The organism is Thiofaba sp. EF100 (assembly GCF_039822285.1).
Lineage (GTDB): Bacteria > Pseudomonadota > Gammaproteobacteria > Halothiobacillales > Halothiobacillaceae > Thiofaba.
In genome coordinates this window covers 68376-95362 of the sequence record NZ_JBAJEY010000005.1, presented here as the reverse complement: position 1 = coordinate 95362, position 26987 = coordinate 68376, and the positions used below count along the sequence as shown (strand labels likewise).

The window sequence follows — 26987 nt, the reverse complement described above, 5'->3', positions numbered from 1 at the left end:
CACCATGTCCAAACCCCGCATCATCTACGCCGGCACGCCCGATTTCGCCGTGCCGGCCCTGCGCGCCCTCATCGAGGGTGGCGCCAACGTCGTGGCCGTGTATACCCAGCCGGACCGCCCCGCGGGGCGTGGGCGCAAGCTGACCGCGAGCCCGGTCAAACAGACGGCGCTGGAATACGGTCTGCCGGTGTTCCAGCCCGCGACCCTGCGCACGCCCGAGGCGCAGGCGGAGCTCGCGGCCTTGCAGCCCGATCTGATGGTGGTGGCCGCCTACGGCCTGCTGCTGCCCAAGGCGGTGCTGGAGATCCCGCTCCGCGGCTGCGTGAACCTGCATGCCTCGCTGCTGCCCCGCTGGCGTGGCGCGGCGCCGATCCAGCGGGCCATCGAGGCGGGGGACACGATGACCGGCATCACCCTGATGCAGATGGACGTCGGGCTCGATACGGGCAACATGCTGGCCAAGTCCGCCTGCCCGATCACGCCCGAGGACACGGCGCAGAGCCTGCACGACAAGCTCGCCGTCATGGGTGCGGAGCTCTTGATGCAGCACCTTCCCGCGTTGCTGGCCGGAACCCTTCAGGGCGAGGCGCAGGACGAATCCCTCGTCACCTACGCGAAGAAGCTGGACAAGGCCGAGGCCCGTCTCGACTGGTCGCGTCCCGCCACGGAGCTTGCGCGCCAGGTGATGGCCTTCAACCCCTGGCCGGTGGCGGAAACCCTCTGGCATGGGGAGAGCTTCCGCATCTGGCGCGCCCGTGCGCTGGATGGCCAAACCGGCAAGACGCCGGGCACGGTGGTGGCCACCGGCCGCGATGGCATCGATGTCGCGACCGGGGCCGGCATCCTGCGCCTTGAGCAGGTGCAGCGGCCCGGAGGCAAGCCGCTCTCTGCGGCCGACTTCCTCAATGCCCAGCCGATGCTCGGCGAAAGGCTCGGAGTCTGATGGCCGGCAAGGCCCAAGCCGAGGGGTATCCTTCGGGCAAGGAGGGGGCAGGCAGTGGGGTGCGTGCCCAGGCCGCCCGCGCCGTGGCCGCCGTGCTGGCGGGGCGCTCGCTGAGCGAGGCCTTGCCGCCACTCTTGGCGGCTTTGCCTGCGCGGGACCGTGGCCTGGCCCAGGAGCTGGCCTTCGGCGTGCTGCGCGAGTTCGAACCGCTCGCCTTCCTCGCCGATGGCCTGGTGAAGAGCCGTCCCAAACCGGCGGAGGTCTTTGCCCTGCTCCTGGTCGGCCTGTATCAGCTGCTCCACACCCGGGTGCCGGAGCATGCGGTGGTCCATGCCACGGTGGAGGCCGCCCGCCTGCTCAAGGCTCAGCGCCTCGGGGGCTTGGTCAACGGGGTGCTGCGCACCTTCATGCGCGAGCGTGAGGCGCGTCTGGCCCGTTGGCAGGCGGCCGATCCGGCCACCCGTCATGCCCTGCCGGGCTGGCTCTGGCAACGTCTTGGTGCCGATTGGCCGGATGCGCGGGAGGCCGTGGCCGAGGCCCTCGGCCAGCACCCGCCCATGACCTTGCGCGTCAACGCCGCCAAGGGGACGCGCGAGGCGTATCTTGCCCGGCTGGCCGAGGCGGGGCTTGCCGCCGAGCCGACCCGCCATGCCCCCTTCGGCGTGCGGCTGGCCCAGCCGCAGCCCATCGAGCGCCTGCCCGGTTTCGCCGCGGGCGAGGTGTCGGTGCAGGACCAGGCGGCCCAGCTGTGCACCGGCCTGGTCGAGCTGCATCCAGGCCTTCGGGTGCTGGATGCCTGCGCGGCCCCGGGGGGCAAGACCCTGGCCCTGCTCGAGCGCGAGCCTGGGCTTGCCATGCTGGCGCTCGATGCCGACGCAACAAGGCTCGTCCGCGTCACGGAAAACCTCGCCCGCGCGGGGCTTGCCGCCGAGGTGCGGGCCGCCGATGCCGGCGATCCGGCGAGCTGGTGGGATGGCCGCCCCTTCGATCTGATCCTGCTGGATGCCCCCTGCTCGGCCACCGGCGTGATCCGTCGCCACCCCGACATCAAGCGCCTGCGCCGCGAGACCGATATCGCCGCCCTGGCGCGCCAGCAGGATCGTCTGCTGGACGCCCTGTGGCCGCTGCTCGCCCCGGGCGGGCGTATGCTCTACATGACCTGCTCGATCCTGCGCGAGGAGAATGATGTCCGCATCGACGCCTTCCTCCAGCGTCGGGCGGATGCGATCGAGCAGCCGATCAAGGCGGAGTGGGGCCATCCCTTGCCCCACGGACGGCAGACCCTGCCGGGGGAGGATGGTATGGACGGTTTCTACTACTGCCTGCTCGCGAGGGCATCATGAAGTCCTGGCTGTTGATCGGGCTGCTGGGCTGGCTCCTTGGCGTCGTATCCGCAGAGGCGGGCGGGGTGTCCATCACCCATGTCGCCACCGAGCTGCGTGGCGACACCCTGTATGTCGATGCCGATGCCCGTCTCGAACTGTTTGCGGCCCAGCGCGAGGCCCTTGAGAGCGGCGTGCCGCTCACCTTCGCCTGGGAGTTCGTCATCGAGCAGGAGCGTGACTGGTTGTGGGCGCGCGAGGTCGCGAGCCAGACGATCCGCGCCCGCATCGAATACCACGCCTTAAGCCGTCTCTACCGGCTGGTGTGGCCGGAGAGCGAGGAGAGCGCGACCTTCACGAGCCTGGTCGGTGCGCTGGAGGCGTTGACCCAGTTGCGCAACGTGGCGCTCGGCCCGGCCGGTGACTTCCCGGCTCACGGAACCTACCGGGGGCGGGCACGACTGAGGTTGTTGCTCGACACCCTGCCCTTGCCGATGCGGCCGCGGGCCTATTTCTCCGAGCGCTGGGCCCTGACCAGCGAATGGTATCTATGGGCCTTCTGACGCTGCGGGTCTTCTACCGCCGCCGCGTGCGCCCGCTGGTGCCATGGGTCAGCGCGGGGGTGGTGGTCCTGCTGCTGGTCTCGCTCTACCTCTTGACCGACGCACTGCAGCACTCCACCCGTTACGAGTCGCTGTACGTCTGGCTGCTCGGCTTCAACGTGGTGGGCGTGCTGTTCCTGCTCATGGTGGTGGCGGCCAACCTCTGGCGGCTGGTGCAGAGCCTGCGCGCCCACGTGCCGGGGGCGCGCCTGACCATGCGCTTCCTCGGCGCCTTCGTGGCCCTGAGCCTCGCGCCGGTCGCCATCGTGTTCTACTTCTCGCTCGACTTCATCCAGCGCGGCATTGACAGCTGGTTCGACGTGCAGATCGAGCAGGCCCTGGGCGATGCGCTGGAGCTCTCGCGCGCCTCGCTCGACGTCCGCATGCGCGAGGCCGTGCGCGCGACCTCGCGTGTGGGGGGCTTGTTGGCGGATACCGAGAGCGAGCGCGCCGCGCTCGAACTCGACACCCTGCGGCGCGAGACCGAGGCGATCGAGATGACCCTGTTCGGCGCCGGCAACATGATCGTTGCCTCGGCCAGCGACGACACCCAGGGCATCCTACCGGCCCGGCCGAACGAGGCCATGCTGATGCACGTGCGTCAGGGCAATGACTACATCGGTCTGGAGCCGGCGGCGGGCGATCGGCTGGTGATTCGTGTGGTGACCCCGGTGCGGGGCTATGGCGTCCGCAATGAGACCTGGCTCTTGCAGGCCCTGTTCCCGCTCGATCCGCGCCTGGCGAGCCTGGCGGACAGCGTGCAGGAGGGTTTCCATCAGTATCGCGAGCTGATCTACCTGCGCCACGGGCTGAAGCAGAATTTTGGTCTCGCGCTCGGGCTCGCCCTGCTGCTCTCCGCCCTGACCGCGGTGTGGCTTGCCTTCGTCGCCGCACGCCGGCTCACGGCACCGATCCGCGAGCTGGCCCTGGGGACCCGCGCGGTGGCGGCGGGCGACTACAGCCTGCGCCTGCCGGTGCAGCGCAATGACGACCTCGGTTTGCTGGTGCGCTCGTTCAATACCATGACCGCGCGGATCGCCGAGAGCACGGAGGAAGCGACCCGCCTGATGGAGGAGGCCGACGCGCAGCGCGATTACCTCGAGACGGTGCTGCAGCACCTCTCCTCGGGCGTGCTGACGCTCGACGAGCGGGCGCGGGTGCGGCATGCCAACGCCGCTGCGGCCAGCATGCTCGGCGTGCCGCTGGAGGAGCTCCTCCACGCCAGCCTTCAGGGGTTGTGTTTGACCCACAGCCACCTCGATCCCTTGTGCGATGCCCTGCATGCCTGGCTGGAGGGCGGTGGGGAGCTGGCCCGCGAGGTTCGCCTGTTCAGCGAGGCGGGCCGCCGCATCCTCATGCTGCGCGGTGCGCCGCTGGCGCATGACCTGCATGGTGGCGAAGAGGGCGGCCTGGTCTTGGTGATGGACGACATTACCGCCATCATCCAGGGCCAGCGCGACGCGGCCTGGAGCGAGGTGGCGCGGCGTCTGGCGCACGAGATCAAGAACCCCCTCACGCCCATCCAGCTCTCCGCCGAGCGCCTGCGGCGCAAGCTCGGCCCGGTGCTTGCGGAGGACAACGCCCGGGTGCTGGAACGCGCGACCCATACCATCGTGCAGCAGGTCGAAGCCATGAAGCACATGGTCAACGAGTTCGCGGAATACGCCCGCGCGCCGGAGTCGCGGCTGGCGCCGCTTGCGCTCAACACCCTCGTGCGCGACGTGGTCGATCTCTACCGCGGCGGCAGCGTGCGGGTGCGGCACGACCTGGCGCCCGAGCCGCTGTGGGTGGAGGGAGATGCCGGCCGCCTGCGCCAGCTGTTGCACAACCTGGTGAAGAATGCCGCCGAGGCGCTGCAGGAGTCCGCCACGACAGGGGGTGTCGAGCCGACGGTCACCCTGCATACCCGCCTGCGCCCGGACGAGGGCCTGGTGGAGCTGTGCGTGGACGACAACGGGCCGGGCTTCCCTCCCGACCTGGTTGAGCATATCTTCGAGCCGTATGTGACCACCCGCCCGAAGGGCACCGGATTGGGGCTTGCCATCGTCAAGAAGATCGTCGAGGAACACGCAGGGCGCGTGCACGCCTTCAACCCCGCCGAGGGTGGGGCGCGCGTGCTGATCGTGCTGCCTGCCTTGGAACCCGCGGGCGATCGTCACGCATCTTCCGGGATGCCTGCGCCGGGCGGCACCATTGATGGGGCCGCAGGAGCGGCTCCGAGCAGTTGAGGAAAACATGCCTAACGCACACATCCTGATCGTGGACGACGAGCCGGATATCCGCGAGTCCGTCCGCGACATCCTCGAGGACGAGGGCTACAGCGTGGCCGTGGCCGAGGGGGCCGCGCAGGCCCAGGCGGCCCTGCAGGCCCGTCGCGCCGACCTGATCCTGCTCGACGTGTGGATGCCGGAGATGGATGGCATCGGCCTCTTGCGGCACTGGCATGCCCATGGGGGGCTGCCGGCGCCGGTGGTGATGATGTCCGGCCACGGCACGCTGGAGACCGCGGTGGAGGCCATCCGCCTTGGCGCCTACGACTTCATCGAGAAGCCACTCTCGCTCGACAAGTTGTTGCTGACGGTGGAGAACGCCCTCCAGGCTCACCGTCTGGCGCAGGAGAACGCCCGCCTCAAGCGCGAGGCGCGCGCCCTGTTCGAGCCGGTCGGCGACTCGGCCTACATGCAGGCGCTCAAGGCGCAGGCGCGTCGCCTGGCCGAGGCGGACGGCTGGGTGCTGATCAGCGGCGAGCCGGGGGTGGGCAAGCAGACCTTCGCCCGTTACATCCATGGCCTCGGGCCGCGCCGCCATCAGCCCTTCATCGAGGTCAACCTCGCCACCCTCAACACCCGCCAGGGCGCGGCGGTGGAGCTGTTCGGCAGCGAGGGCGGTGGCGAGCGCATCCGCTACGGCCTGCTCGAGCAGGCGCATGGCGGCACCCTGTTCCTGGCCGAGGTCGCCGACCTCGACAAGGGGGTGCAGACCCAGCTGCTGTCCGCGCTGGAGAGCCAGAGTTTCGTGCGCGTGGGGGGCAGCGAGCCGGTGCACGTGGACGTGCGCGTGATCGCCGCGACCGCGCGCGATCTGGCCGAAGAGGTGCGTGCTGGCCGTTTCCGCGAGGACCTTTACTACCACCTCAACGTCCTGCCGTTGCGCATCGCGCCACTGCGCGACCATGCCGAGGACATCCCCCAGCTGCTCGAGCACGAGCTGCGCCGCGCGCAGGAGCAGGAAGGTGTTCCCCCCCGCAGGCTCGATCCCGAGGCGCTCGTCCTGCTGACCGGCTATGCCTGGCCGGGCAACGTGCGCGAGCTGAAGAATGTGGTGCAGCGCCTGCTCATCCTCGCCTCCGGTGAGGTCATCACCCTGGCCGAGGCCCGCCAGGCTCTCGGCGCGCAGGGCGCGCACGTGCCGGAAGGGGGGGCGGCCATCGCCCGCGAGCGGGGTGGCCGCCTGACGGTCGAGGTGGAGCTGGCGCAGCCGCTGCGCGATGCGCGCGACGCCTTCGAGCGCGCCTACCTCGAGGCGCAGCTGCGCCAGAGCGGCGGCAGCATGACCGAGTTGGCCCGCCGCACCGGCATGGAGCGCACCAACCTCTACCGCAAGCTCAAGGCCCTTGGGGTCAAGGACAGCGCCCAGCGGGACGATGACGAGAAGGACTGGTAAGTGAAGATTGTCATCCTTGGTGCCGGCCAGGTTGGCACCACCGTCGCCACCCAGCTCGCCAGCGAATCGAGCAACGACATCACCTTGGTGGACACCAATGCCGCCCTGCTGCGCGAGTTGCAGGAGAAGCTCGATATCCGCACGGTGGCCGGGCTGGCCTCTTACCCTTCCGTGCTGGAGGCCGCCGGGGTGGATGACGCTGATATGCTGCTTGCGGTGACCAATAGCGACGAGGTGAACATGGTCGCCTGCCAGCTGGCCTGGAAGCTGTTCCATACCCCGGTCAAGATCGCCCGCCTGCGCGCGCCGGAGTACCAGGCCATCCCCGCGATCTTCGACGAGGGCTACTTCAGGATCGACGTCGTGATCAGCCCGGAGACGCTGATCCAGGAGTACATCGCGCGCCTGGTGGCCTATCCGGGCTCCCTGCAGGTGCTGGACTTCGCCGGCGGCCGGGTGCGCCTGGTCGGCGTGCGCGCCTTCGACGGCGGGCCGATGGTCGGGCAGCCGATCCGTGAGATCCGCGAGCACATGCCGAACGTCGACACCCGCGTGGCGGCCATCTTCCGCCGCGGCCAGGCCATCATGCCGACCGGGGATACCGTGATCGAGCCGGAAGATGAGGTGTTCTTCATCGCCGCGCGCGAGCACATCCGCGCGGTCATGGCCGAGCTCGGGCGCATGGAGCGCCCCTACCGGCGCATCATGATCGCGGGGGGCGGCAACATCGGTCGTGGGCTGGCCAAGGCGCTGGAGAGCCGCGCCCAGGTCAAGGTCATCGAGCACAACCCCGTCAATGCCAAGCGTCTGGCCGAGGAGTTGCGCGAGGGCATCGTCCTGCGCGGCGACGCCACCGACGAGGACCTCTTGCGCGACGAGAACGTCGAGGACATGGACCTGTTCCTCGCGGTCACCAACGACGATGAGAACAACATCCTCTCCGCCATGCTCGCCAAGCGCCTCGGCGCACGCAAGACCATGGCGATCATCAACCGCACGGTGTATGTCGACCTGATCGAGGCCACCGCCATCGACGTGGTCATCTCGCCCCAGCTGATCACGGTCAGCGCCCTGCTCGCCCATGTGCGTCGCGGCGAGGTGACCGCCGCCCACTCCCTGCGCCGCGGCGCGGCGGAGGCCATGGAGATCATCGCCGTGGGCGATAAGCTGACCTCGCGCGTGGTCGGGCGGCGCATCGAGGAGCTCAAGCTGCCCGAGGGGGTGACCATCGGCGCCATCGTGCGCAACGAAGATGAGGTGCTCATTGCCCACCATGACACGGTCATCGCCTCGGACGACCACGTGATCCTGTTCCTGACCGACAAGCGCCGGGTGCGCGAGGTGGAGCAACTGTTCCAGGTCGGCTTCAGTTTCTTCGGATAGGGCGAGCCATGCACTTCTCCATGGTCCAGCGTGTGCTGGGCGTGCTGCTGATGATCTTCAGCCTGTCCATGCTGCCACCGGCGCTGGTGGGACTGTATTTCGGCGACGGCGCCGTGCTCCCGTTCCTGGAGGGGTTCCTCTGGCTGTTCGTGCTGGGCTTTCTGGCCTTCTGGCCGGTCCGCCGCCTCAAGCGCGAGCTCAAGCTGCGCGATGGCTTCGTCGTGGTGGTGATGTTCTGGACGGTCCTGGGGGCCACGGGGGCGCTGCCGTTCTATCTTGCTGACCGGCCCGACATGTCGCTCACGGATGCCGTGTTCGAGGCCATCTCCGGGCTCACCACCACCGGGGCCACGGTGTTGACCGGCATCGACGACCTGCCGCACAGCATCCTGTTCTACCGCCAGGAATTGCAGTGGCTGGGGGGCATGGGGATCGTCGTGCTCGCGGTGGCCATCCTGCCCATGCTGGGGGTGGGTGGCATGCAGCTGTACAAGGCCGAATACCCCGGGCCGATGAAGGAGGCCAAGCTCACCGCGCGCATCGCGGACACCGCCAAGACCCTCTGGTACATCTACGTGGGCATCACCGTGGCCGCCGCCATCGCCTACCGCATCGGCGGCATGGGCTGGTTCGACGCCATCGGCCACAGCTTCGCGACGGTCGCCATCGGTGGCTTCTCCACGCATGATGCGGGCTTCGCCCACTACGACTCCCCCTGGCTGGATGGCATGGCCACCTTCTTCATGCTGGTCGCCGGAGCCAACTTCGCCCTGCATTTCGTCGCCTGGAACCGGCGCAGCCTGGCGGGCTACTGGAACGATTCGGAGTTCCGCTTCTACGTCGGCGTGCTGCTGTCCATGGTGATCCTCTACAGCGTGATGCTCTGGGGGGGAGGCATCTACGACGGCTTTTTCACCGCCCTGCGTTACGCCGCCTTCAATGTGGTCTCCTATGCCACCACGACCGGTTTTGCCACCGCCGACATCACCCTCTGGCCGGCCTTCCTGCCGGTGCTGATCGTGCTGTTGGCCTTCATGGGGGGCAGTACGGGGTCCACCGGCGGCGGCATGAAGGTCATGCGCGTGATGCTGCTCATCAAGCAGGGGGTGCGCGAGCTCAAGCAGCTGGTGCACCCGCAGGCCGAGCTTCCGGTCAAGATCGGCTCCCAGGTGGTGCCGGACCGGGTCATCCAGGCGGTATGGGGGTTCTTCTCCGCCTACATCGGCATCTTCATCGTCCTCACCCTGGTCATGATGGGCATCGGCCTGGATGAGGTGACCGCCTTCGGTGCGGTGGCCGCCACCCTGAACAATCTCGGGCCGGGACTCGGCGCGGTCTCGGGCAACTTCGCCTCCGTTCCGGATGCGGCCAAGTGGGTGGGGTGCGTGGCGATGATCCTGGGGCGTCTTGAGGTCTTTACCCTGCTCGTCCTGTTCACGCCGGTGTTCTGGCGCCGATGAGCACGCGGGTCGATCTCTGGAACAGCCGCTACGCGGATGCCGAACGCGGTGCCGCGGCCTGGGCACTGCGTGAGCATGTCCACCTGCTGCCTGCGGTGGGGGATGCCCTGGATCTCGCCTGCGGCCTGGGGGCGAACGCCCTGCTGATGGCCGAGCATGGCCTGCGGGTGCAGGCCTGGGACTTCTCTCCGGTGGCGATTGAGCGCCTCGGGGAGGAGGCGGGGCGACGGGGGCTGGCCGTGCACGGCGAGGTGCGCGATGTCGTGGCCGCGCCGCCCGCGCCTGCGTCCTTCGATGTGATCGTCGTCAGCCATTTCCTCGAGCGCGGCCTGTTCCCGCACCTGATCGACGCGCTGCGCCCGGGCGGCCTGCTGTTCTACCAGACCTTCACCACCGAGCGCCCGGAGGGGGGCTCGACCCCCTCCAATCCCGCCTTCCTGCTCAAGCCGTGCGAACTGCTCGAACTCTGCCGGCCGCTGCGCCTGCTGGTCTATCGCGAGGATGGCCTGTTCGGCGACCTGGGGCAGGGCCTCCGGGCCGTGGCCGCACTGGTGGGGGCCAAGCCATGAGCCTGCCCGCCCCGCTCAAAGACCCCGCCTTGTGGCATCCGCGTTACTTGGGGATGTGGTTGGGCATCCTGGTGCTGTGGATCATCGCCTGGCTCCCGGTGGGCCTGCGCATGCGGCTTGGCGCCTGGCTCGGGCGGCAGATGATGCGCCGCAACGCCAAGCGGCGCCGGATCGTCGACATCAATCTGGGCCTCGCCTTCCCCGAGCTGGACGAGGCCGGGCGCACACGGCTTGCGCGGCAATCCTTCGAGCGCGCGGGGCAGGCCCTGCTCGACCTCGGCTACCTCTGGCTGCGCAGCCGCAAGGCCTTGGCAAGGCGCTGGCGGGTGCACGGGCAGGAGCACCTCGACGCCGCACTGGCCTCGGGCCGCGCGCCGCTGGTGGTCACCGGGCATGTGGTGGGCCTGGACATGGGCGCGGCCTACCTGTCGAAGGCCTGCGGTGGCGGGGCCGGCCCCTACAACCCCACGGGCAAACCCTTCCTCGATGCCTGGATGGCGCATGGCCGCACCCGCTTCGGCGCCCGGCTGATGGCCCGCCAGGAGGGGCTGCGTCCGCTGGTCAAGGCGCTCAAGGCGGGTACCTTGGTGTACTACATCCCGGACGAGGATCTCGGCCCGGAGCACGCGGTGTTTGCGCCGTTCTTTGGCGTGCCCAAGGCGACCGTCCCCATGCTCGGCCGCCTGGCGAGGCTCGGTGATGCGGTGGTCCTGCCCTACATCACCCGCCTCGATCCGCAGACCGGCCTATACCACATCCACATCCGCCCGCCGTTGGAGGACTTCCCCAGCGAGGACGTGGTGGCGGATACCATGCGCATGAACGCGGTGCTCGAGTCCATGATCCGCGAGGATCCGGCGCAGTACATGTGGAGCTTCAAGCTGTTCAAGACGCGGCCGGAAGGTCAGCCATACTTGTACTAGATTGGGAAGGGACGGCCATGGGCGGACAAGATCACCCGCAAAGACCATGGTTGCCGAGCCTGGGATGCACTGACTAGATTGGGTTTGGTAAGGCTCGGCCATGGACCGGAGGCAAAGGAGGCGAGGCTCCATGAGAGGCATGCTGTACGCGCTGTTGCTGGGCATGGTCCTGATGCCGCCCCTGCAAGCGGCCGAGGTCATGGAAACCCTGCCCTCGGGCTTGAGGGTGGGCGCAGATTACCGCCCGGCGCGTCCGGAGGCGCCCGCCCTGCTGGTCTTGCACGGCTTTCTGGTGACCGGCGGCTTTCCAACCGTGCAGGCCCTGGTGAACGAGTTTTCCGCCAAGGGTTACGCCGTGCTCGCGCCTACCCTGAGCCTGGGCATCACCGCCCGCCGCGCGGGCCTGGCCTGTGATGCCATTCATACCCATACCCTGAAGGACGATCTCGCCGAGATCGGCTTCTGGGTTGAGTGGCTCGCGCGGCGCACCCAGGGCCCCATCGTCCTGGTCGGCCACTCCTTCGGCAGTGTGCAACTGCTTGACTATGCGGCCGCAGCGCCCCATCCCCGCATCAAGGGGCTGATCGGCATGAGCATGAGCCATGTCGGGGCGAAGGGCGAGGAGTTGCGGCCGGAGGATCGGGGTAAGGCGGAGGCGCATCTGCGTGCCGGCGACCGCGCGCTGGATCGCTACAGCCTGATCTACTGCCACGGTAATTACGTGGCCAGCCCGGAGTCCTACCTCTCCTATGCCAGCCTCGACCGCGCGGGCGTGCTGGAGCAGCTCGGCCGGGTGCGGGTGCCCACGATCGCCATCATGGGGGGCGAGGATCAGCGCTTTGGCGCGGACTGGGTGGCCTTGATGCGCCAGGCCGGCGTGTCCACAAGGGTGGTGGAGGGGGCCAGCCACTTCTTCGACGGAACGCACGAGTTCGACCTGCTGGATGCGGTGGATGGTGCCCTGCGGGAGCTGCGCGTCCGCCCATGAGTGCGTCATCCGTGCAGAGGCTCTCGTAGATGCGTGTCCCCGGCGTCCGCACCTACGCTATCCTGATGCTGGGGGTCGGCCTGCTCATCCTCCTGACCCTCGGCTGGCACATGCATGATCGGCTGCGCGCCATCCAGCAGGCTCAGGCCGCGGAGGGCGAGGCTGCGGCACGGCTTGAGTTCGAGCGTGCGGTGGAAAACACCCTGGCCCAGGTGGCGGGGCTTGGCGAGCAGATCGCCAGCTGGGACGAGGTGCGGCAGCAGCTCGCCGCGCCTGCCTACTACACCTACTGGCGGGACAATCGCGCCACCGCGCAGGGGCTTTGGCCGGTCTGGGTGCGCGGGGTGGAGCTTTACGACCGGCAGGGGCGCCTGCTGTCGGAGTTCAACGCCCGTCTGCCCGCGCGGCTGCCCGAGGGGGAGGAGGGGGTCTTGATGGTGCTGCCTGAGGGGGGACTGTGCCTGTTGCGTTTTGCCGAGGTCGTCGATCCGGACGATGACTTGCATGGGGTCTTGGGGTATGTCGGCCTGCGCGTCGACCTGCTCGGCGCCCTGCGCGGGCTGCACCGCTTCGCCTACATCGACCCGGAGAGCTTCCGGCTCCGCCCCGGTTACCAGGGTGTGCAGCCGGTGGGGCGGGCGGTCGAGATGATCGACTACCGCACCCGGCAGGCCGGCTGGATCTCCATGTTGCCCGAACTGGTGCGTCAGACCCTCCTGCAGTTCATGACGGCCTTCTTCATCCTCATGGCCATGAACTACCTGCTGGTCACCCGCCTGTTCACGCGTCCCCTGCGCCGCCTGCGTGATGAGCTCACCCAGCTGCGCAGCGGCGAGCCCTTGGCGCTGATGGCGCGCGACACTTTGCCCGTGCGCGAGCTGCGCGAGGTGAGGGAGGCCTTGCACGACTACCGGCGTTCGCTTGAGCAGGCGCGTGACGAGCTCGACCGCACCAATGTCCGGCTGTGGGCCGAGGCGCATATCGATGCCCTGACCGGTGCGTACAACCGTCGGGCCTTCGAGGAGGATGCTGCCCGCGTGCAGCAGGAAACGAGCGAATCACCCTTTGCCCTGTTGCTGCTGGACTGCGACTTCTTCAAGTCCATCAATGACACCTATGGGCATGAGACCGGGGACCGCGTGCTGCAGGAAATCGCCCGGCTGGTTAGCGGGGAGCTGCGCCGCGACGACCGCCTCTATCGCCTCGGCGGCGACGAGTTTCTCGCCATCCTCTGGGGCGCCGGCGAGGTCCAGGCGCTGCAGGTGGCTGAACGCTGCCGGATGGCGGTGGCCAATCATCCCGTGGAAAACCTCGGCATCAAGGAGCGCCTGCGCATCAGCATCGGCGTGGTGGCCAGCGAGCCTCCGCATCAGGACGTGCGTCAATTGCTCAGGCACGCGGATATGGCCATGTATGAGGCCAAGCGCGGTCTGGGCGAGCACAAGGTCGTGCTCTTCCAGGCGGCGATGCAGAGCGGCCTGGGGGAGTGGTCAAACCGCCTGGTGCACGCCGTGCTCGATGCGGTCGACGGCGGGCGGGGCATCGTCATGCACTACCAGCCGGTGGTGGAGGCGACGACGGGCGAGGTGTCCTATTACGAGGCGCTGCTCCGCCTGCGGGACGCCGAAGGACTCATCGGGCCTGGCGAGGTCTTGCCCATCGCCAGCCGACGGGGGCTTGCGACGGCGCTGGATCTCGCGGTGCTGCACAGCGTGCGGCAGGATCTCGAATCCGGCGCCATTCCCCGCGGCACGGGGGTGGCGATCAACTTCGATGGCGAATCCATCCTCGATCCGGAGGTGTCGAGCTCCATCCAGTTGCTCGCGAGGCACGCCGGGGATTACAAGCTCGTGCTCGAGATCACAGAAACGACGCTCATCTCGCGCTTCGAGCTGATGAGCCGTGCCTTGCGGCACTATCGATCCCTGGGCATCAAGGTGGCCCTGGATGACTTCGGCAGCGGCTACTCCTCGCTGCGCTACCTCGCCCGCATGCCGGTCGATATCGTCAAGCTCGATCGCAGCCTGGTCGAGTCCTACAGCCAGGACGCGGCCTTGCGGAGCATGGTGGTGCATGTCGTCGAGATGTTGCACGGCAGTGGTTTCGCCGTGGTGGCCGAAGGCATCGAGACCGAATCCCAGCGCCAGGACTTCCAGAGGTTGGGGGTGAGCTACCTGCAGGGCTGGGCCTTTGGGCGGCCCGAACGACCAGCGCAACCAAGGCAAGGCCCGCAAGCGGCGGCTTGATGGTGGTGGGGGGCGGATCAGGAAGCGGGAAAAAGATGGTCGGAGTGACAGGATTCGAACCTACGACCCCTACGTCCCGAACGTAGTGCTCTACCAGACTGAGCTACACTCCGACTAATGATCCCGGGCTGCAGCGAAACGAGCGATGCTCTCGAGTGCTTCGCGCTGCGGCGACGGGGGCAGGATGGCGAGGGCGGCAACGGCTTGCTCAGCCTCGTTCATCGCAAGGCGCGCAGTATAGGCAAGTGATCCTGCCTTTGCAATAGCCTCGAGCACCACCGGCAGGTGGTCCACCCCACCCTGTTCGATGGCCTGGCGGATCACCGCCGCCTGTTCGGGCTCGGCATGGCGCAAGGCGTGGATCAGGGGGAGGGTGGGCTTACCCTCGGCCAGGTCATCGCCGACGTTCTTGCCGAGCTTCTCCGGATCGGCCTCGTAGTCCAGCGCATCGTCCATCAGCTGGAAGGCGTTGCCCAGGTGCAGGCCGTAGGCGGCGAGGGCCGCCTCGATCTCGGGCGCCGCGCCGGCCAGCACCGCGCCCAGGCGCCCGGCGGCCTCGAACAGCTGCGCGGTCTTGCAGCGGATGACCTCCATGTAGCGCACCTCGGTGGTGTCCGGGTCATGGCAGTTCATCAGCTGCATGACCTCGCCCTCGGCGATGATGTTGGTGGCGTCGGCCAGGATCTCCATCACCCGCATGCTGCCCACGCTCACCATCAGCTGGAAGGCGCGCGAATAGAGGAAGTCGCCGACCAGCACGCTCGCGGCATTGCCGAACATGGCGTTGGCGGTCTTGCGGCCGCGGCGCATGCCCGATTCGTCCACCACATCGTCGTGCAGGAGGGTGGAGGTGTGGATGAACTCGATCACCGCGGCGAGGGTGTAGTGGTGCTCGCCGGTGTAGCCCGCCGCGCGCGCGGCCAGAAGATGCAGCAGGGGGCGCAGGCGCTTGCCGCCGCCGTGGATGATGTAGGTCGCGATCTGCCGCACCAGGGCGACCTCGGAGTGCAGGCTGCGTTCAATCAACTGATTGACGCGGGCCATGTCGTCCGCCGTGACACTACGCACCTGCTCGAGATTCATCGGAAGTCGCTTTGGGCTGGGAGTGGGCTTAAGATTGCCCGCGATGCTAGGCAGGCCCGTGGCGGGGTGTCAAGGCAGGCGGGCTTTTGTTTGACGCGGCCACGCCAAGCGCTTACAATGCGCGCCCTTTATAGGGTCTCATTCATTTTTTGGAGCACACCATCATGTACGCAGTGATCGTGACTGGCGGTAAGCAGTACCGTGTCGAGCAGGGCGAGCGCCTGCGCGTCGAACTGCTCAACGCCGATGTGGGCTCGACCGTCGAGCTCGATCAGGTGCTGCTGGTGGCTGACGGCACCCAGTTCAAGGTCGGTTCCCCGCTGGTCAAAGGCGCCAAGGTATCTGCCGAGGTGCTGGGCCATGGCCGCCACAAGAAGGTCGAAATCCTGAAGTTCCGTCGTCGCAAGCACCACATGAAGCGCATGGGGCACCGTCAGTATTTCACCGAACTGAAAATCACCGGTATTTCCGCATAATCGAGGTCACGGGCCATGGCACACAAAAAGGCCGCGGGCAGTTCCCGCAACGGTCGCGATTCTGAATCCAAGCGTCTGGGTGTGAAGCTCTACGGCGGCCAGATGGCCGTGGCGGGCAACATCATCGTCCGTCAGCGCGGCACCCAGTTCCATCCGGGCACCAACGTCGGCTGCGGCAAGGACTACACCCTGTTCGCCAAGGTCGATGGCACCATCAAGTTCGAGGTCAAGGGCCCGAACAACCGCCGCTACGTGAGCGTGATCCCCGCCTGATCCGCGGCACGCTTATTACGCGCGACCAAGCCCCGCCTCGACGGGGCTTTTTTGCTGGTAAATCCTCATGAAGTTCGTTGACGAAGCAGTCATCCACGTCAAGGCCGGCAACGGCGGCAACGGTGTGGTCAGTTTCCGCCGGGAGAAATTCATCCCGTTTGGTGGTCCGGACGGGGGCGATGGCGGCGATGGCGGCAGTGTGTACGTGGTCGGCCACCCCGACCTCAACACCCTGGCGGACTTCCGCTACCAGCGCCGTTTCGAGGCCAAGCGTGGGCAGAACGGCATGGGCCGCAACATGACCGGGGCCAAGGGCGAGGACCTGGAGATCCCGGTCCCGGTGGGCACCATGGTCTATGACGCGGATACCGAGGAGCTGATCGGCGACGTGGTCGAGGCCGGCCAGCGTGTGCTGGTCGCGCGCGGCGGCTTCCACGGCCTGGGCAACACCCGCTTCAAGAGCTCCACCAACCGCGCCCCGCGCCAGTGCACCCACGGCTCGGAGGGCGAGGAGCGCGAGCTTAGGCTGGAGCTCAAGGTGTTGGCCGACGTGGGCCTTTTGGGTCTGCCGAACGCCGGCAAGTCCACCCTGATCCGCGCCATCTCCGCCGCACGGCCCAAGGTCGCGGACTACCCCTTCACCACCCTGTACCCGAACCTCGGTGTGGTGCGGGTGGAGGCGCACCGCAGCTTCGTCGTCGCCGACATCCCGGGCCTGATCGAAGGCGCGGCGGAGGGGGCGGGGCTCGGTATCCAATTCCTCAAGCACCTCTCGCGCACAGGTCTCCTCCTGCACGTGCTGGATGTGGCCCCGCTCGATCCCGAGGCCGATCCGGTGCATGACGCCCAGGTCATCCTGGCCGAGGTGGAAAAGTTCAGCGACGAACTGTTGCAGCGCCCGCGCTGGCTGGTGCTCAACAAGCTCGACCTGGTGCCCGAGGCGGAGCGCGAGGCGCGCTGCCAGGCCATCATCGACGGGCTGGGCTGGACCGGTCCCGTGTTCCGCATCAGCGCCATCTCGGGCGAGGGTACGCGCGAGTTGGTGTACGCCATCATGGACTTCCTCGAGCAGTCGCGTGAGGCGGCGCGGGCGGCCAAGGACAGCGAAGGAGGTGAGGCATGACCCAACCGGCAACCCACGCCACCCGCGCCCGGCTCAGCCAGACCTGCCGCTGGGTGGTGAAGATCGGCAGCGCCATGGTCACCCGAGGCGGCCAAGGGGTGGATCTGGAGGCCATCGACCGCTGGGCTGCGCAGGTGCAAAAGCTGCGCGCCTCCGGCAAGGAGGTGGTGATCGTCACTTCCGGGGCGGTGGCCGAGGGCATGTTGCGCCTGGGGTGGAAGACCCGCCCGACCGCGCTGCACGAGCTGCAGGCCGCGGCGGCGGTCGGCCAGATGGGGCTGGCGCAGGCCTACGAGAGCGTGTTCCAGCGCCATGGCGTGCGCACCGCGCAGATCCTGCTCACCCACGACGACCTCTCCAACCGCGCGCGCTACCTGAATGCGCGCAGCACCCTGCGCACCCTGCTGGCGCACCAGGTGATCCCGGTGGTGAACGAGAACGACACCGTCGCCACCGAGGAGATCCGCTTCGGTGACAACGACACCCTCGCCGCCCTGGTCGCCAACCTGGTCGAGGCCGACGTGCTGGTGATCCTCACTGACCAGCAGGGGCTGTACACCGCCGACCCGCGCAAGCACCCGGAGGCCCGTCTGTTGCACGAGGTCCAGGCCAGCGATCCCGCACTCACCGGCATGGCCTCGGCCGAGGGCGGGGTCCTGGGGCGCGGCGGGATGGCCACCAAGGTGCGCGCCGCCCAGCGGGCCGCCCGCTCCGGCGCCGCCACCCTCATCGCCGCGGGCAGCGAGCCGGAGGTGCTGACCCGTCTGGCCGCGGGCGAGGTCCTCGGTACCGTCTTCCTCCCCGACCAGGCCCCGCTTCTGGCGCGCAAGCAGTGGCTGGCGAGCCAGTTGCACGTGGCCGGTCGGGTGCATGTCGATGCCGGGGCGGTCAAGGTGCTGCGCGAACAGGGCAAGAGCCTGCTGCCGGTCGGGGTGACCGCGGTCGAAGGGGCGTTCCACCGCGGCGACCTGGTCGCCGTCATCGGCCCCGAGGGTCAGGAAGTAGCGCGCGGTCTGGTCAACTACGGTGCCGACGAGGCACGCAGAATCCAGGGCCAGCCCAGCCACGCCCTGCCCGCGCTGCTGGGCTACGAGGACGAGCCGGAACTCATCCACCGGGACAACCTGGTGCTGATTTGACCTGGATCCGGCTCTGGTGGCGACCCTGCCAAGGAGTGTCGCGGCCAGAGGATGCGTCCACCCCAAGGCTGAGCCTGCGCGGGGATTGCGATCTCCACCAGCCGCGCTATGCGCGACTTAGTGCTCAATCGCCCCGGATCATCCGCTGGTAGGCGGCCAGTCGCTCGGGATCGTCCATGGATCCGTGGTGGTGATACTGCCGCCATGCGCCATCCTCCCGCACAAACAAGCGGCTCGTGCGGATCGCCAGCTCCAGAGTTTCGCCGTTCCGCTTCGCCCTTCCACGTTCCCGCCCGACGGCGATGAAATATTCGTGCCCGCCGCGGACGTGGATGTCGTGAAATTCGACGTAGACCTGCGTAGGGCCGTGAAAGATCGCCTCATAGACGCCGCGAATCTCGTCCCACCCGCGTTTTACCCCGCCCAACGGGTTACTCATCGATACGCCCGGAGCATGACTCCAGTTTGCCGAAGTCTTGTCCAGATCGCGGCTATTGAAGCCTTGATAAAAGTGGCTCAGGGCGATGGCCGGCTCATCCACGGCGAGCCACGTTTCCGTTCCGTTGATCCGATCGATGAATTGATTCATGGCATGTATCTCTCGTTCAAGATGTTGCCCGGTTCGTAAGTCCGGCGTAAATTTGCTTGCGCATGCAAATAAAAGCATGGTGGTTAGAGATGTTCAATGGTTGCCTCTATTTCAATCTCAATGGCTTGACCCGGCGCATCAACGCCGAGGCTGAGCTTGCCTTCGCGGTGACGGGCCTTTCCCCGCCGCAGGCCTATCTTCTGCGGATCATTCTTGCCGAGCCTGGTCTGACGGCGGGCGAGGCCGCCGCGCGCCTGCTGCTCGCGCCATCCACAGTGACCCGGTTCGCCGATGCCTTGCTGGTGCGCGGCCTTCTGGAGCGCCGCGCCGGCGAGGACGGCCGCCAGGTTCGCCTCTTCCCCAGCCAAGAGGGCGTGCGTCTTGGGGAGCAGGTTGAGGTATGCGCGGGGCATCTTGCGGCACGACTCAAACAGGCGATCGGGGAGGAGTTCTTTGTCTCGCTGGTGCAAGACGTGCGTCAGGCGCGGGGGAGACTGGAGGGGGAGCCGTGAGCGATGACGACTTCATCCAGATTTTCCATGCGGGGGAGATTGAGGCGCAGGTGCGCTTCAACCCCTCCTGGAACCTGCGCAAAAGTGCATTGCTGGCGCGGATCGTGCGTGGCGGGATCGACGATCTGAGTGCCCTTTTCATCGAAGGCTGCCCGTTCTTCTTCCTCGCCACCGCCGATGCCGAAGGGCACTGCGATTGCAGTTACCGCGGGAGGGAAGAGGGTAGCGATGGGCGCCTCTTTCCGGTCGCACGTGTCCTTGATCCGCATACGCTGGTTTTTCCAGAGTTCAGCGGGAACGGAATGTTCAGCTCCTTGGGCAACCTGTTGGTCAATCCCCAGGCCGGTCTCTTGTTCATCGACTTTCCGAGCCAGTCCAGGCTACGGGTGAACGGTTGCGCAGAGGTAATGACCGAGCCGGATGATGTCGTGCGAGCTCTCTGGCCTACGGCGCTACGGGCGGTCCGGGTCAGGGTTGAGCAGGTCTACTGGAATTGTTCGCGCCGTATTCCGAAGAGGATCGTTTGAGCCCAAAGTGCTCTGGGAATCATGATGCACATGCCAGGGCAATCGCATGAAGGGGTGGAGCGATCGCACAAGGTGAAAATCTAGCTGTCGTGCGAAGGGGGCCATCCTTGCTCTCGTTGGCTGTAGGAGGCCCGCCCGAGAATCAATCACGGCAAGTGATTGATTCTCGGAGCCCGTCGCGGGCGTGTACCGCGACGAGGCGAGTTTCAAAAGGACAGGACAGTCCTTTTGAAACAATCTGGAGGGCGCCGCTTCTACGCGAGCGTCCAGACCGATGAAATAGGTTCATGCAATTGCCCTGGATGCACATGCCGAGGATCCGACCGTGGGAGTCCACCTGGGGCGATGATCATCGCGACCAAAGGTGACCGATCCCACATGAGCTCAGAAGCCGACCTCGATCCGCTCCACCACCCGCCGCGCCTTGGCGCGGGCCTCCTCCACGCTCTCACCAAGCGCCAGAGCCACGCCCAGGCGACGGCTGCCCTGCACTTCGGGCTTGCCGAACAGCCGCAGCTGGGTGTCGGGCGCGGCCAGGGCGGCATCGAGGTTGCCAAAGCGCACATCCCCGCTTTCGCCCTCCACCAGCAGGGCGCAGGAGGCCGCAGGCCCTCGGCTGCGGATATTCGGGATGGGCAGGCCGAGGATGGCGCGCACGTGCAGGGCGAATTCGGACAGGTCCTGCGAGATGAGGGTGACCAGGCCCGTGTCGTGCGGCCGGGGGGAGACCTCCGAGAACCACACCTGATCGCCCTTGACGAACAACTCCACCCCGAACAGTCCCTGGCCGCCGAGGGCGGAGGTGATGGCCTCGGCCATGCGCTCGGCTTCGCGCAGGGCGGCCGCGCTCATCGGCTGCGGCTGCCAGGACTCACGGTAGTCGCCCTTGATCTGCAGGTGCCCGATCGGTGGGCAGAAGCTCGTGCCCCCGGCATGACGCACGGTCAGCAGGGTGATCTCGTAGTCGAAGTCGATGAACCCCTCCACGATCACCCGCCCCCTGCCGGCACGCCCACCCTCCTGGGCGTAGCGCCAGGCGGGGGCGATGTCCTCGGGGGCGCGGACCACGCTCTGCCCCTTGCCGGACGAGGACATGATCGGCTTGACCACGCAGGGCAGACCCAGGGCCTCGATCGCGGCGCGGTACGCCTCCTCGGTGTCGGCAAAGCGGTAGGGGGAGGTGGGCAGGCTCAGCTCCTCGGCCGCCAGGCGGCGGATGCCCTCGCGGTTCATGGTGAGGAAGGCCGCGCGCGCGGTGGGGATGATGCGCCAGCCCTCGCCTTCCAGCTCGACCAGGGTGGGGGTGGCGATGGCCTCGATCTCCGGCACGATCAGGTCGGGCCGCTCCGCCTCGATCAGGGCGCGCAGGGCGGCGCCATCGAGCATGTCGATGACATGGCTTCGGTGGGCCACCTGCATGGCCGGGGCGTCGGCATAGCGGTCCACCGCGATCACTTCGAGGCCGAGGCGCTGGGCCTCGATGGCGACCTCCTTGCCCAACTCGCCCGAGCCGAGCAGCATCAGGCGGGTGGCGGACGGGCGGAGGGCGGTGCCGAGGGTCACACTCATGGGGTTGCTCCTTTCTCTTTGTCGATGCGCCAGCCCTGCTCGGTCTTGAGCAGAGTGACGGCCTGCTCGCGCGGCAGGCGGTCACCGGCCTTGAAGTCGCCGTACAACAGGCCGAGGGTCATCAGCCCAAGCCCCTGGGTCAGCTTGTCCAGCGGGCCGCCCGGCTGGCGTTCGGCCTCGATGGCCACGTCCCGCAGGCCCTTGGTGAATACCAGCTCATAGCGGACCTCGGCCACATAGTGCCCATCCTTCCAGTAGCCGTTCTGCTTGTGCAGGTTCTCGACTTTGCAGAAGGACTGCGGGCCTTCGGCGCACAGCGTCTGGGCGAGCAGGGTCTGCAATTCCTGCTCACTGGGTTTGCTGGCACAGGCGCTCAAAAGGCCGGCGAGCAGCAGGGGGAGGATGAGGCGGGGCCAGCGTTTCATGGACGATCTCTCCTGAGGGGAACCACCTTGTCGTGCTCCGTGGTGGGGGTGATGGTGCGGGGCGGCGGGGGGGATGTCGTGGCCGGTTCAACCAGGTTGAACTCCACCCCGGCGAGCTGCCCGCCAAGCAGGATCAGCTCCCCCGGCCAGCGGTCGCTGCCGGTGCGGGAGAACTCGAAGGCATAGGTGCGGCGCAGCATCCAACGGCCCTCCTCACGCACGATGCGCCACTGTTTCTGGCCGACGGACTCATCCAGGAACTGCACGCCCATGCGCCGGCAGGTCTCGCGCGCCAGGCGCTCGGCACGCTCGCGTGCGTGCCAGTGGTGCCAAAGCGCGAGGCCAGCGAGGAAGAGGGCGATCAGGATGAGCAGGGATTTGATGCTGAGCATGGTTCCGGGGGCCGAGGTTCAAAGGGTCGATCGGTTGCGGAGTTTGAGCGTGCCGGGTCACCCTCTCCCCCGCCCCCTCCCCCTCAAGGGGGAGGGGAGGTGCAAGCCTATTCTACAAGACGCGGTGTGCCAGCACCGGGAAGCGTTCTCGCAGTTCGCGTTGTGCGCCTCGGTCGAGGGTGGCGAGCGCAAGGCCTGGGCCTTCCGCGTGCAGGGCCAGGGGCTCGCCCCACGGGCCGATGACCTGGCTGTGGCCGAAGGTCCGGCGCCCTTCGAAATGCTGCCCCCCCTGGGCGGAGGCGAGCACGAAGCAGAGGTTCTCGATGGCGCGGGCGCGCAGCAGCACCTCCCAGTGCGCCCTGCCCGTGGCATGGGTGAAGGCCGCAGGCAGGGCGATCAGTTCCGCGCCTTGATCCACCATGGCGCGGAACAGCTCGGGGAAGCGCAGGTCGTAGCAGACGGCGAGCCCCAGCCGGCCGACGGGGGTGTCGAGCACGACCACCTCGCGTCCGGGGGCGAAGTGGGCAGACTCGTGGTGCACCTCCCCGCCGGGCACGTCGACATCGAACAGATGGATCTTGTCGTAGCGCGCCACCCTTTGGCCGTCGTCGTCGAACACCAGGCAGGTGTTGGTCAGCCGTCCATCCCGGGCCAGCAGGGGGATCGTGCCGGCCACCAGCCACAGTTGGTTGCGGCGGGCCATGGCGGCGAGGGCCTGCTGGATAGGGCCTTCGCCCTCCCGCTCGGCGATCGAGCGGAGGTGTTCCATCTCCGGCGTCATGCAGGCGACGTTTTCCGGCAGCACGGCCAGCCTGGCGCCGGCATTGGCGGCCTCGGCGAGCCGTCGTCCGGCCTGTTCGAGGTTGGCCTCGACATCCGCGCCGCTGACCATCTGGATCACCGCGACCCGTGCCGTCATGATCCGGCCTCCACCCGCTCCACCCGCGGCTCATCCCAGCTTCCGCTGACGCGGTAGTTGAAGCCACTGCGTTCGCCGCCGAGCTGGTCGAAGACCTTCTGCAGCAGGAAGACGGCCCCCCCGACCAGCGGTCCTCCGGCCACCGTGCCGATGATCGGCAGGACGTTGCCCAGCGCCGGCACGACCACCATGTCGTAGTGCAGCGTCCGGCTGAGCATGTCGCTGTAGCCTTTCATGAAGATCTGCGCCGAGGGGCCATTGAGCTGCATCAACTCGGTGATCGCCCGTCCCTCGCGGAAGCTGAGTGTGGATGCGATGCGGTCGAAGCGCAGCCCCTCGCCAAAGACGTCGCCGAAGTCGAGCAGAAGCCGGCGTGGCAGCTCCGTGACGCTGAGTAGGCCGAGCACCCGGCCGGCACCGGGCTCGACGCTCTCCAGGGCGCCGTCCCGGACGTTGAGGCGCGCCCCGCCCTCGAGGATGGCCCAGGCGAAGCGGTCCGGGGCATCCGCCCAGCGCAGCCTCAGCTGGGTGTCCTCCAGCCGCCCCCGGCGCAGGGTATTCCGGAAGCCAAGCTCATCGAGTGCCGCGCCCACATCCTCGCTGGCGAGGTTGAGGGTCAGGTTGGTCTGGTGACGGTTCTTGTCGTCGAGCATCCAGCTGCCTTCGCCGCGGATCGTGAGATGGCCGGTATCGGCACGCAGCTCCTGCAGCAGCAGCCCGCGCGGCTGTGGCAGGGTGCGCAGCCGGATATCCTTCAGGCGTAGCTCGCCGAAGCTCAGCTCGGCGATGCTGATCCGCAAGGGCGGGAGGGTGTCCGGATCGGACGGAGGAGGTCGCGTGGCGGTTGCGTCCGTGCGGGGCGCCTCGTTGGCATTCAGGACAAGTCGGACGAGATCGAGGCTCAGCGGCTCGGCCGGGGTGGGGCGCGCGGGGGCGCGGGCCAGGCCGGCCAGGCGAGGCGATTCCAGCCGCAGGCGCCAGCCGGTCGGGTCGCGCTGGCCATCCACCTGCATGGCCTCCCATGTGCTGCCAAAGGCCTCCAGACGGCCAAGACGGGCGCGCAGGTCGATCCTGGCCGGCAGGGTCTGGGCATCGCCCGGCGGGGTGTCGAGGGCCGCCTGCCAGGCGCCGAGGTCGAATGCTGGTAGGTTCGCTTCGATCAGTAGCCGGCCTTCTCCGATGGGCGTCTCCGCCTCGCCTTCGCCAAGCTGGATGTGGCCGGCCCGTACGCGGCTGTCGGTCAGCTCCAGGCGGGCCGCAAGTTGGCCCGGTTGGCGCAGCTGCAGGCGGTCGAGCACGCCATCCCGCCATGTCAGCCGGGCCTCGGTGGGGTGCCGGGCGTCCGCAGACTTGCCAAAGGGGAGGGGGAGGTCGATGGTCAGACCCTCCAGTTCGCTGCGCAGCTCCAGGTCCACAGGCCTTCCACGCGGACCTTTCGCGTCGAGCAGAAGTTCGGCGTGGAGCGGGAAGGCGCCCTTCAGGCGCGAAGACCACGGGGAACCCGCCTCCAGCCAGTCGCCCGCCTCGGTCAGGGTGTCGAGGCTGATGCGGTAGGCGTAGGCCGTGCCACGGGGCTCGCTCTCGACCCCGAGCCGCGCCTCCCGTCCGCGGTAACGGGCGCGGATGTCGTGGGCGTCCAGCCGGTCGTCGAGAAAGTGGAGTCGGCCCTGGAGCGCTTCGAACACCTGATCGAAGGCGGCAAGACGGGCGCCATGCAGGTCGATCCAACCCTCCGCCTGGTCTGGGCGGGGATCGGCGCTGTCCAGCCGCACCTCGATGCCGAGGTGCAGCGCGGCGGGGCCAGTCAGGGTCGCGTCATCGAAGGCGGCCCGTTCCTTGATCAGGGGGCTGTCTTTGAGCGTCTCCAGCATCGACTCGACCTTGCCGGCGAAGACAAGACGCAGGTCGAGGCGGGGGCGGTCGAAGTCCGGGATGGCGAGCCAGCCCTCGCGCAGGGGAACGCCGCGAAGGCTCCCGCCGTCGATGCGCCCTTCCAGCCCGTTGTTGACGAAGGCGAGTTCGCCGTGCAGCCGCTCGGCCGGACGCCAGCCGGGGGCGTAGTCGAGCCGCAGGTCCTGGAAGGCAAAGCGGACCTCGAACTGGCCGCCGCCCTCGGCGTAGTAGGGGAAGCGGGAAAGGTCGCCATGCAGGTGCAGGGCGCCCTGCGGGACGAAGCCACCGCTTTGGGGGAGGGCCCGGTCCAGCCAGGCAAGCGCCTCTTCCCCCAGTTCGTCCACCGGCAGATAGGCCGGCACGCGTTCGGCACGGGCGCGCTGGAAACGGCCCTCGAGCGCGATCAGGGGGGCGCCGTCCTGGGGCAGGTCGAGCTGCAGTTCGGCCTGCAGGGCGAGGTCGCGGTTGGCGAGGCTCAGGCCGCGGCCGACCAGGCGCGGGGTGTCGGCCCAGAACAGGGCGAGGTCGCCGCGCGCCTGGTCGAAGGCCATCGGCTCGCGGAACTTGCCGTGGAAATCGGCGCGCAGTCCGGGGCTGTCGAGACGCAGCAGGGCCGCCGTGCCCGCGAGCCAGGCCTCGCCGCGCAGGGCGGCGACATCGGGCAGGTAGCCCTCACCGCGCCAGCCGATGGCCTCGAAGCGCGCGTGGCCTTGCAGCTCGGGCAGGCCGTTGCTGCCTTCCCCGGCCAGCCGCATGTGCAGGTTGAGCGTGTTCAGCTGGCCGACGGGGCGGTGCAGGATGAGCGCATGCCGCAAGGACTCCGGCAGGATGGGGGTGACCACCAGCCATGGGCGAAGGAGGTCGAGGTCGAAATGCTCGCCCGCCATGGCCAGCTGATCCTGCGTGCGGCGGAGGGAGAAGCGCTGTGGCGGCTGGCGGGGATCGCTCGGCGTGGCCGCAAGGTCGAGGTTCCAGTCCTCCCCGGCATGCCTCAATCTCAGATCCAGGCGGCTGTGCAGTGCCACCTCCCGCTCTCCGGCGCGCAGGGCCTGGAGCGGGTTGATGCGCCAGTCGGCCAGTTCCAGGCGGGCCTGCGTGTCGATCAGGGCGCCATCCCGCAGCGTCAGCCAGGCCTGTCCGCGCACCTCGCCCTTCTCGAAGCGCGGCAGCTCGTCGAAGGCGACGGGGAGTGCCGCCGCGTCCAAGGAAAGCGACGCCAGCAGTGCGCTCCAGCCGGCCATGTCGAGGCCGGAGGTGGACAGCCATACCTCGCCGGTGGGCTGGGACAGTTCCGCGAGGCTGCCCGCAAGACGGGCGCGCAGTTCGATCCGTCCCCCAAGCTGTCGCGGAAGGTCCATCCGCAGGGCCATGCGCTGCCCGGTCAGCCCCTCCTCGAACAGGGCCTCGATGTCTTCGATCGACAGGTCTAGGCCGCTCCGCTCGTCGCGCAGGTCCAGATGGCTGCCCACGAGATGCACGCGGCGGGCCATGCCCATCCAGGCCGGCCACGCGGCTTCCGCGGTGCTGTTCCTGGCGGCGCTGCTGGCAAGCCCCTGCAACTGCCAGCGGCCCTCGCCATCGCGCACAAGCTGGAGGCTTGCGCCCTCCACGTCCAGCGCGCCGAAGTGCAGCCGGGCACCGAGCAGGCTGCGCGGAAGGTCCAGGGTCAGCGACAGCCGGCGCAGGCGGAGCGGGGTGGTTCCGCCCTGGCCGTGAAGGGTGGCGTCGGTGAGGGAGAGGCGTGGCCCCATACCCTGCCAGTCGAGTTCGAGGCGGCCGGCGTCGAGCTCGACGCCGTGGTCTTGGGCGATGCGCTCGATCCAGTGGCGCACATCCGCCTCGAAGACGGGCAGCAGCAGGCGGGCGCCGCTGAGCAGGACCGCGAGCAGGATGACCGCAAGCCCCAGCCCCGGCAGCAGGATGCGTTGCAGAAAGCGGACGGGGGCCGGGGAGCGGGACATGGACGGT

General features: G+C 68.2%; 24 protein-coding genes and 1 tRNA gene. 17 read left to right on the top strand and 8 right to left on the bottom strand.

The window, feature by feature from the left end:
• Positions 1 to 4: 4 nt before the first annotated feature.
• The 11 genes from fmt (at position 5) to V6D91_RS09370 (ending at position 14099) form a co-directional block, all read left to right on the top strand.
• The gene (gene fmt, locus V6D91_RS09420) at positions 5 to 943 is read left to right on the top strand and encodes a methionyl-tRNA formyltransferase (RefSeq protein ID WP_347319896.1); all 939 of its coding nucleotides are present in this window, start codon (positions 5 to 7) and stop codon (positions 941 to 943) included.
• Positions 943 to 2286, top strand: coding sequence for a 16S rRNA (cytosine(967)-C(5))-methyltransferase RsmB (rsmB, locus tag V6D91_RS09415; RefSeq protein WP_347319894.1), 1344 nt, complete (start codon positions 943 to 945; stop codon positions 2284 to 2286). The genes fmt and rsmB overlap by 1 nt, the downstream gene beginning before the upstream one ends.
• Positions 2283 to 2828, top strand: a complete 546-nt coding sequence (locus V6D91_RS09410) for a DUF4390 domain-containing protein (RefSeq protein WP_347319893.1) — start codon at positions 2283 to 2285, stop codon at positions 2826 to 2828. Before rsmB ends, V6D91_RS09410 begins: the two co-directional genes overlap by 4 nt.
• Positions 2816 to 5095 carry an ATP-binding protein gene (locus V6D91_RS09405; protein ID WP_347319891.1) on the top strand — a complete coding sequence of 760 codons (2280 nt, stop codon included), beginning with the start codon at positions 2816 to 2818 and terminating at the stop codon, positions 5093 to 5095. The genes V6D91_RS09410 and V6D91_RS09405 overlap by 13 nt, the downstream gene beginning before the upstream one ends.
• Positions 5096 to 5102: 7 nt before the next feature.
• A complete protein-coding gene (locus tag V6D91_RS09400; protein ID WP_347319890.1) occupies positions 5103 to 6530 on the top strand; it encodes a sigma-54 dependent transcriptional regulator in 1428 nt (475 codons plus the stop codon).
• The gene (gene trkA, locus V6D91_RS09395; protein ID WP_347319888.1) at positions 6531 to 7913 is read left to right on the top strand and encodes a Trk system potassium transporter TrkA; all 1383 of its coding nucleotides are present in this window, start codon (positions 6531 to 6533) and stop codon (positions 7911 to 7913) included.
• An 8-nt stretch (positions 7914 to 7921) separates the two neighbouring features.
• Positions 7922 to 9373, top strand: coding sequence for a TrkH family potassium uptake protein (locus V6D91_RS09390; protein WP_347319886.1), 1452 nt, complete (start codon positions 7922 to 7924; stop codon positions 9371 to 9373).
• Entirely contained in the window at positions 9370 to 9942 is a 573-nt protein-coding gene (locus V6D91_RS09385) for a class I SAM-dependent methyltransferase (protein WP_347319885.1), read from the top strand. Before V6D91_RS09390 ends, V6D91_RS09385 begins: the two co-directional genes overlap by 4 nt.
• Positions 9939 to 10865 (top strand): lysophospholipid acyltransferase family protein, encoded by a 927-nt coding sequence (locus tag V6D91_RS09380; protein ID WP_347319883.1) that lies wholly within the window; start codon positions 9939 to 9941, stop codon positions 10863 to 10865. The genes V6D91_RS09385 and V6D91_RS09380 overlap by 4 nt, the downstream gene beginning before the upstream one ends.
• Positions 10866 to 10995: 130 nt before the next feature.
• Positions 10996 to 11853, top strand: a complete 858-nt coding sequence (locus V6D91_RS09375; RefSeq protein WP_347319882.1) for an alpha/beta fold hydrolase — start codon at positions 10996 to 10998, stop codon at positions 11851 to 11853.
• 29 nt (positions 11854 to 11882) lie between these two features.
• Positions 11883 to 14099 carry an EAL domain-containing protein gene (locus V6D91_RS09370; protein WP_347319881.1) on the top strand — a complete coding sequence of 739 codons (2217 nt, stop codon included), beginning with the start codon at positions 11883 to 11885 and terminating at the stop codon, positions 14097 to 14099.
• Between the two features lie 36 nt (positions 14100 to 14135).
• On the opposite strand, the gene V6D91_RS09365 is transcribed toward V6D91_RS09370, so the two are convergent.
• Positions 14136 to 14212: transfer RNA gene (locus V6D91_RS09365), tRNA-Pro, on the bottom strand.
• A 1-nt stretch (position 14213) separates the two neighbouring features.
• Entirely contained in the window at positions 14214 to 15182 is a 969-nt protein-coding gene (gene ispB / locus V6D91_RS09360; RefSeq protein ID WP_347319880.1) for an octaprenyl diphosphate synthase, read from the bottom strand.
• A gap of 164 nt (positions 15183 to 15346) precedes the next feature.
• Between ispB and rplU the strand changes: the two genes are divergently transcribed.
• From rplU to proB, 4 genes are all read left to right on the top strand, one after another.
• Entirely contained in the window at positions 15347 to 15658 is a 312-nt protein-coding gene (rplU, locus tag V6D91_RS09355) for a 50S ribosomal protein L21 (protein ID WP_347319878.1), read from the top strand.
• 15 nt (positions 15659 to 15673) lie between these two features.
• Complete coding sequence (rpmA, locus tag V6D91_RS09350; RefSeq protein WP_347319877.1) at positions 15674 to 15931, top strand: 50S ribosomal protein L27; 258 nt, start codon at positions 15674 to 15676, stop codon at positions 15929 to 15931.
• A gap of 67 nt (positions 15932 to 15998) precedes the next feature.
• On the top strand, positions 15999 to 17054 hold the full coding sequence (cgtA, locus tag V6D91_RS09345; RefSeq protein WP_347319876.1) for an Obg family GTPase CgtA: 1056 nt from the start codon (positions 15999 to 16001) through the stop codon (positions 17052 to 17054).
• A complete protein-coding gene (proB, locus tag V6D91_RS09340; RefSeq protein WP_347319874.1) occupies positions 17051 to 18193 on the top strand; it encodes a glutamate 5-kinase in 1143 nt (380 codons plus the stop codon). The genes cgtA and proB overlap by 4 nt, the downstream gene beginning before the upstream one ends.
• Positions 18194 to 18317: 124 nt before the next feature.
• On the opposite strand, the gene V6D91_RS09335 is transcribed toward proB, so the two are convergent.
• Positions 18318 to 18782 carry a nuclear transport factor 2 family protein gene (locus V6D91_RS09335; RefSeq protein ID WP_347319873.1) on the bottom strand — a complete coding sequence of 155 codons (465 nt, stop codon included), beginning with the start codon at positions 18780 to 18782 and terminating at the stop codon, positions 18318 to 18320.
• 89 nt (positions 18783 to 18871) lie between these two features.
• On the opposite strand from V6D91_RS09335, the gene V6D91_RS09330 reads away from it, so the two are divergent.
• Both V6D91_RS09330 and V6D91_RS09325 read left to right on the top strand, forming a co-directional pair.
• The gene (locus V6D91_RS09330) at positions 18872 to 19294 is read left to right on the top strand and encodes a MarR family transcriptional regulator (protein WP_347319871.1); all 423 of its coding nucleotides are present in this window, start codon (positions 18872 to 18874) and stop codon (positions 19292 to 19294) included.
• A complete protein-coding gene (locus tag V6D91_RS09325) occupies positions 19291 to 19821 on the top strand; it encodes a pyridoxamine 5'-phosphate oxidase family protein (RefSeq protein WP_347319869.1) in 531 nt (176 codons plus the stop codon). Before V6D91_RS09330 ends, V6D91_RS09325 begins: the two co-directional genes overlap by 4 nt.
• A gap of 384 nt (positions 19822 to 20205) precedes the next feature.
• Here the strand turns inward: V6D91_RS09325 and purT are convergent, their stop codons facing one another.
• From purT to V6D91_RS09300, 5 genes are all read right to left on the bottom strand, one after another.
• Positions 20206 to 21390: a formate-dependent phosphoribosylglycinamide formyltransferase gene (gene purT, locus V6D91_RS09320; protein ID WP_347319867.1), complete on the bottom strand. Its 1185-nt coding sequence runs from the start codon at positions 21388 to 21390 to the stop codon at positions 20206 to 20208.
• Positions 21387 to 21815, bottom strand: a complete 429-nt coding sequence (locus tag V6D91_RS09315) for a hypothetical protein (protein WP_347319865.1) — start codon at positions 21813 to 21815, stop codon at positions 21387 to 21389. The genes purT and V6D91_RS09315 overlap by 4 nt, the downstream gene beginning before the upstream one ends.
• Entirely contained in the window at positions 21812 to 22207 is a 396-nt protein-coding gene (locus tag V6D91_RS09310; protein ID WP_347319863.1) for a DUF3301 domain-containing protein, read from the bottom strand. The genes V6D91_RS09315 and V6D91_RS09310 overlap by 4 nt, the downstream gene beginning before the upstream one ends.
• Before the next feature lie 112 nt (positions 22208 to 22319).
• Entirely contained in the window at positions 22320 to 23126 is an 807-nt protein-coding gene (locus V6D91_RS09305; protein WP_347319861.1) for a carbon-nitrogen hydrolase family protein, read from the bottom strand.
• Positions 23123 to 26980: a YhdP family protein gene (locus tag V6D91_RS09300; RefSeq protein ID WP_347319859.1), complete on the bottom strand. Its 3858-nt coding sequence runs from the start codon at positions 26978 to 26980 to the stop codon at positions 23123 to 23125. The genes V6D91_RS09305 and V6D91_RS09300 overlap by 4 nt, the downstream gene beginning before the upstream one ends.
• Positions 26981 to 26987: the final 7 nt, after the last annotated feature.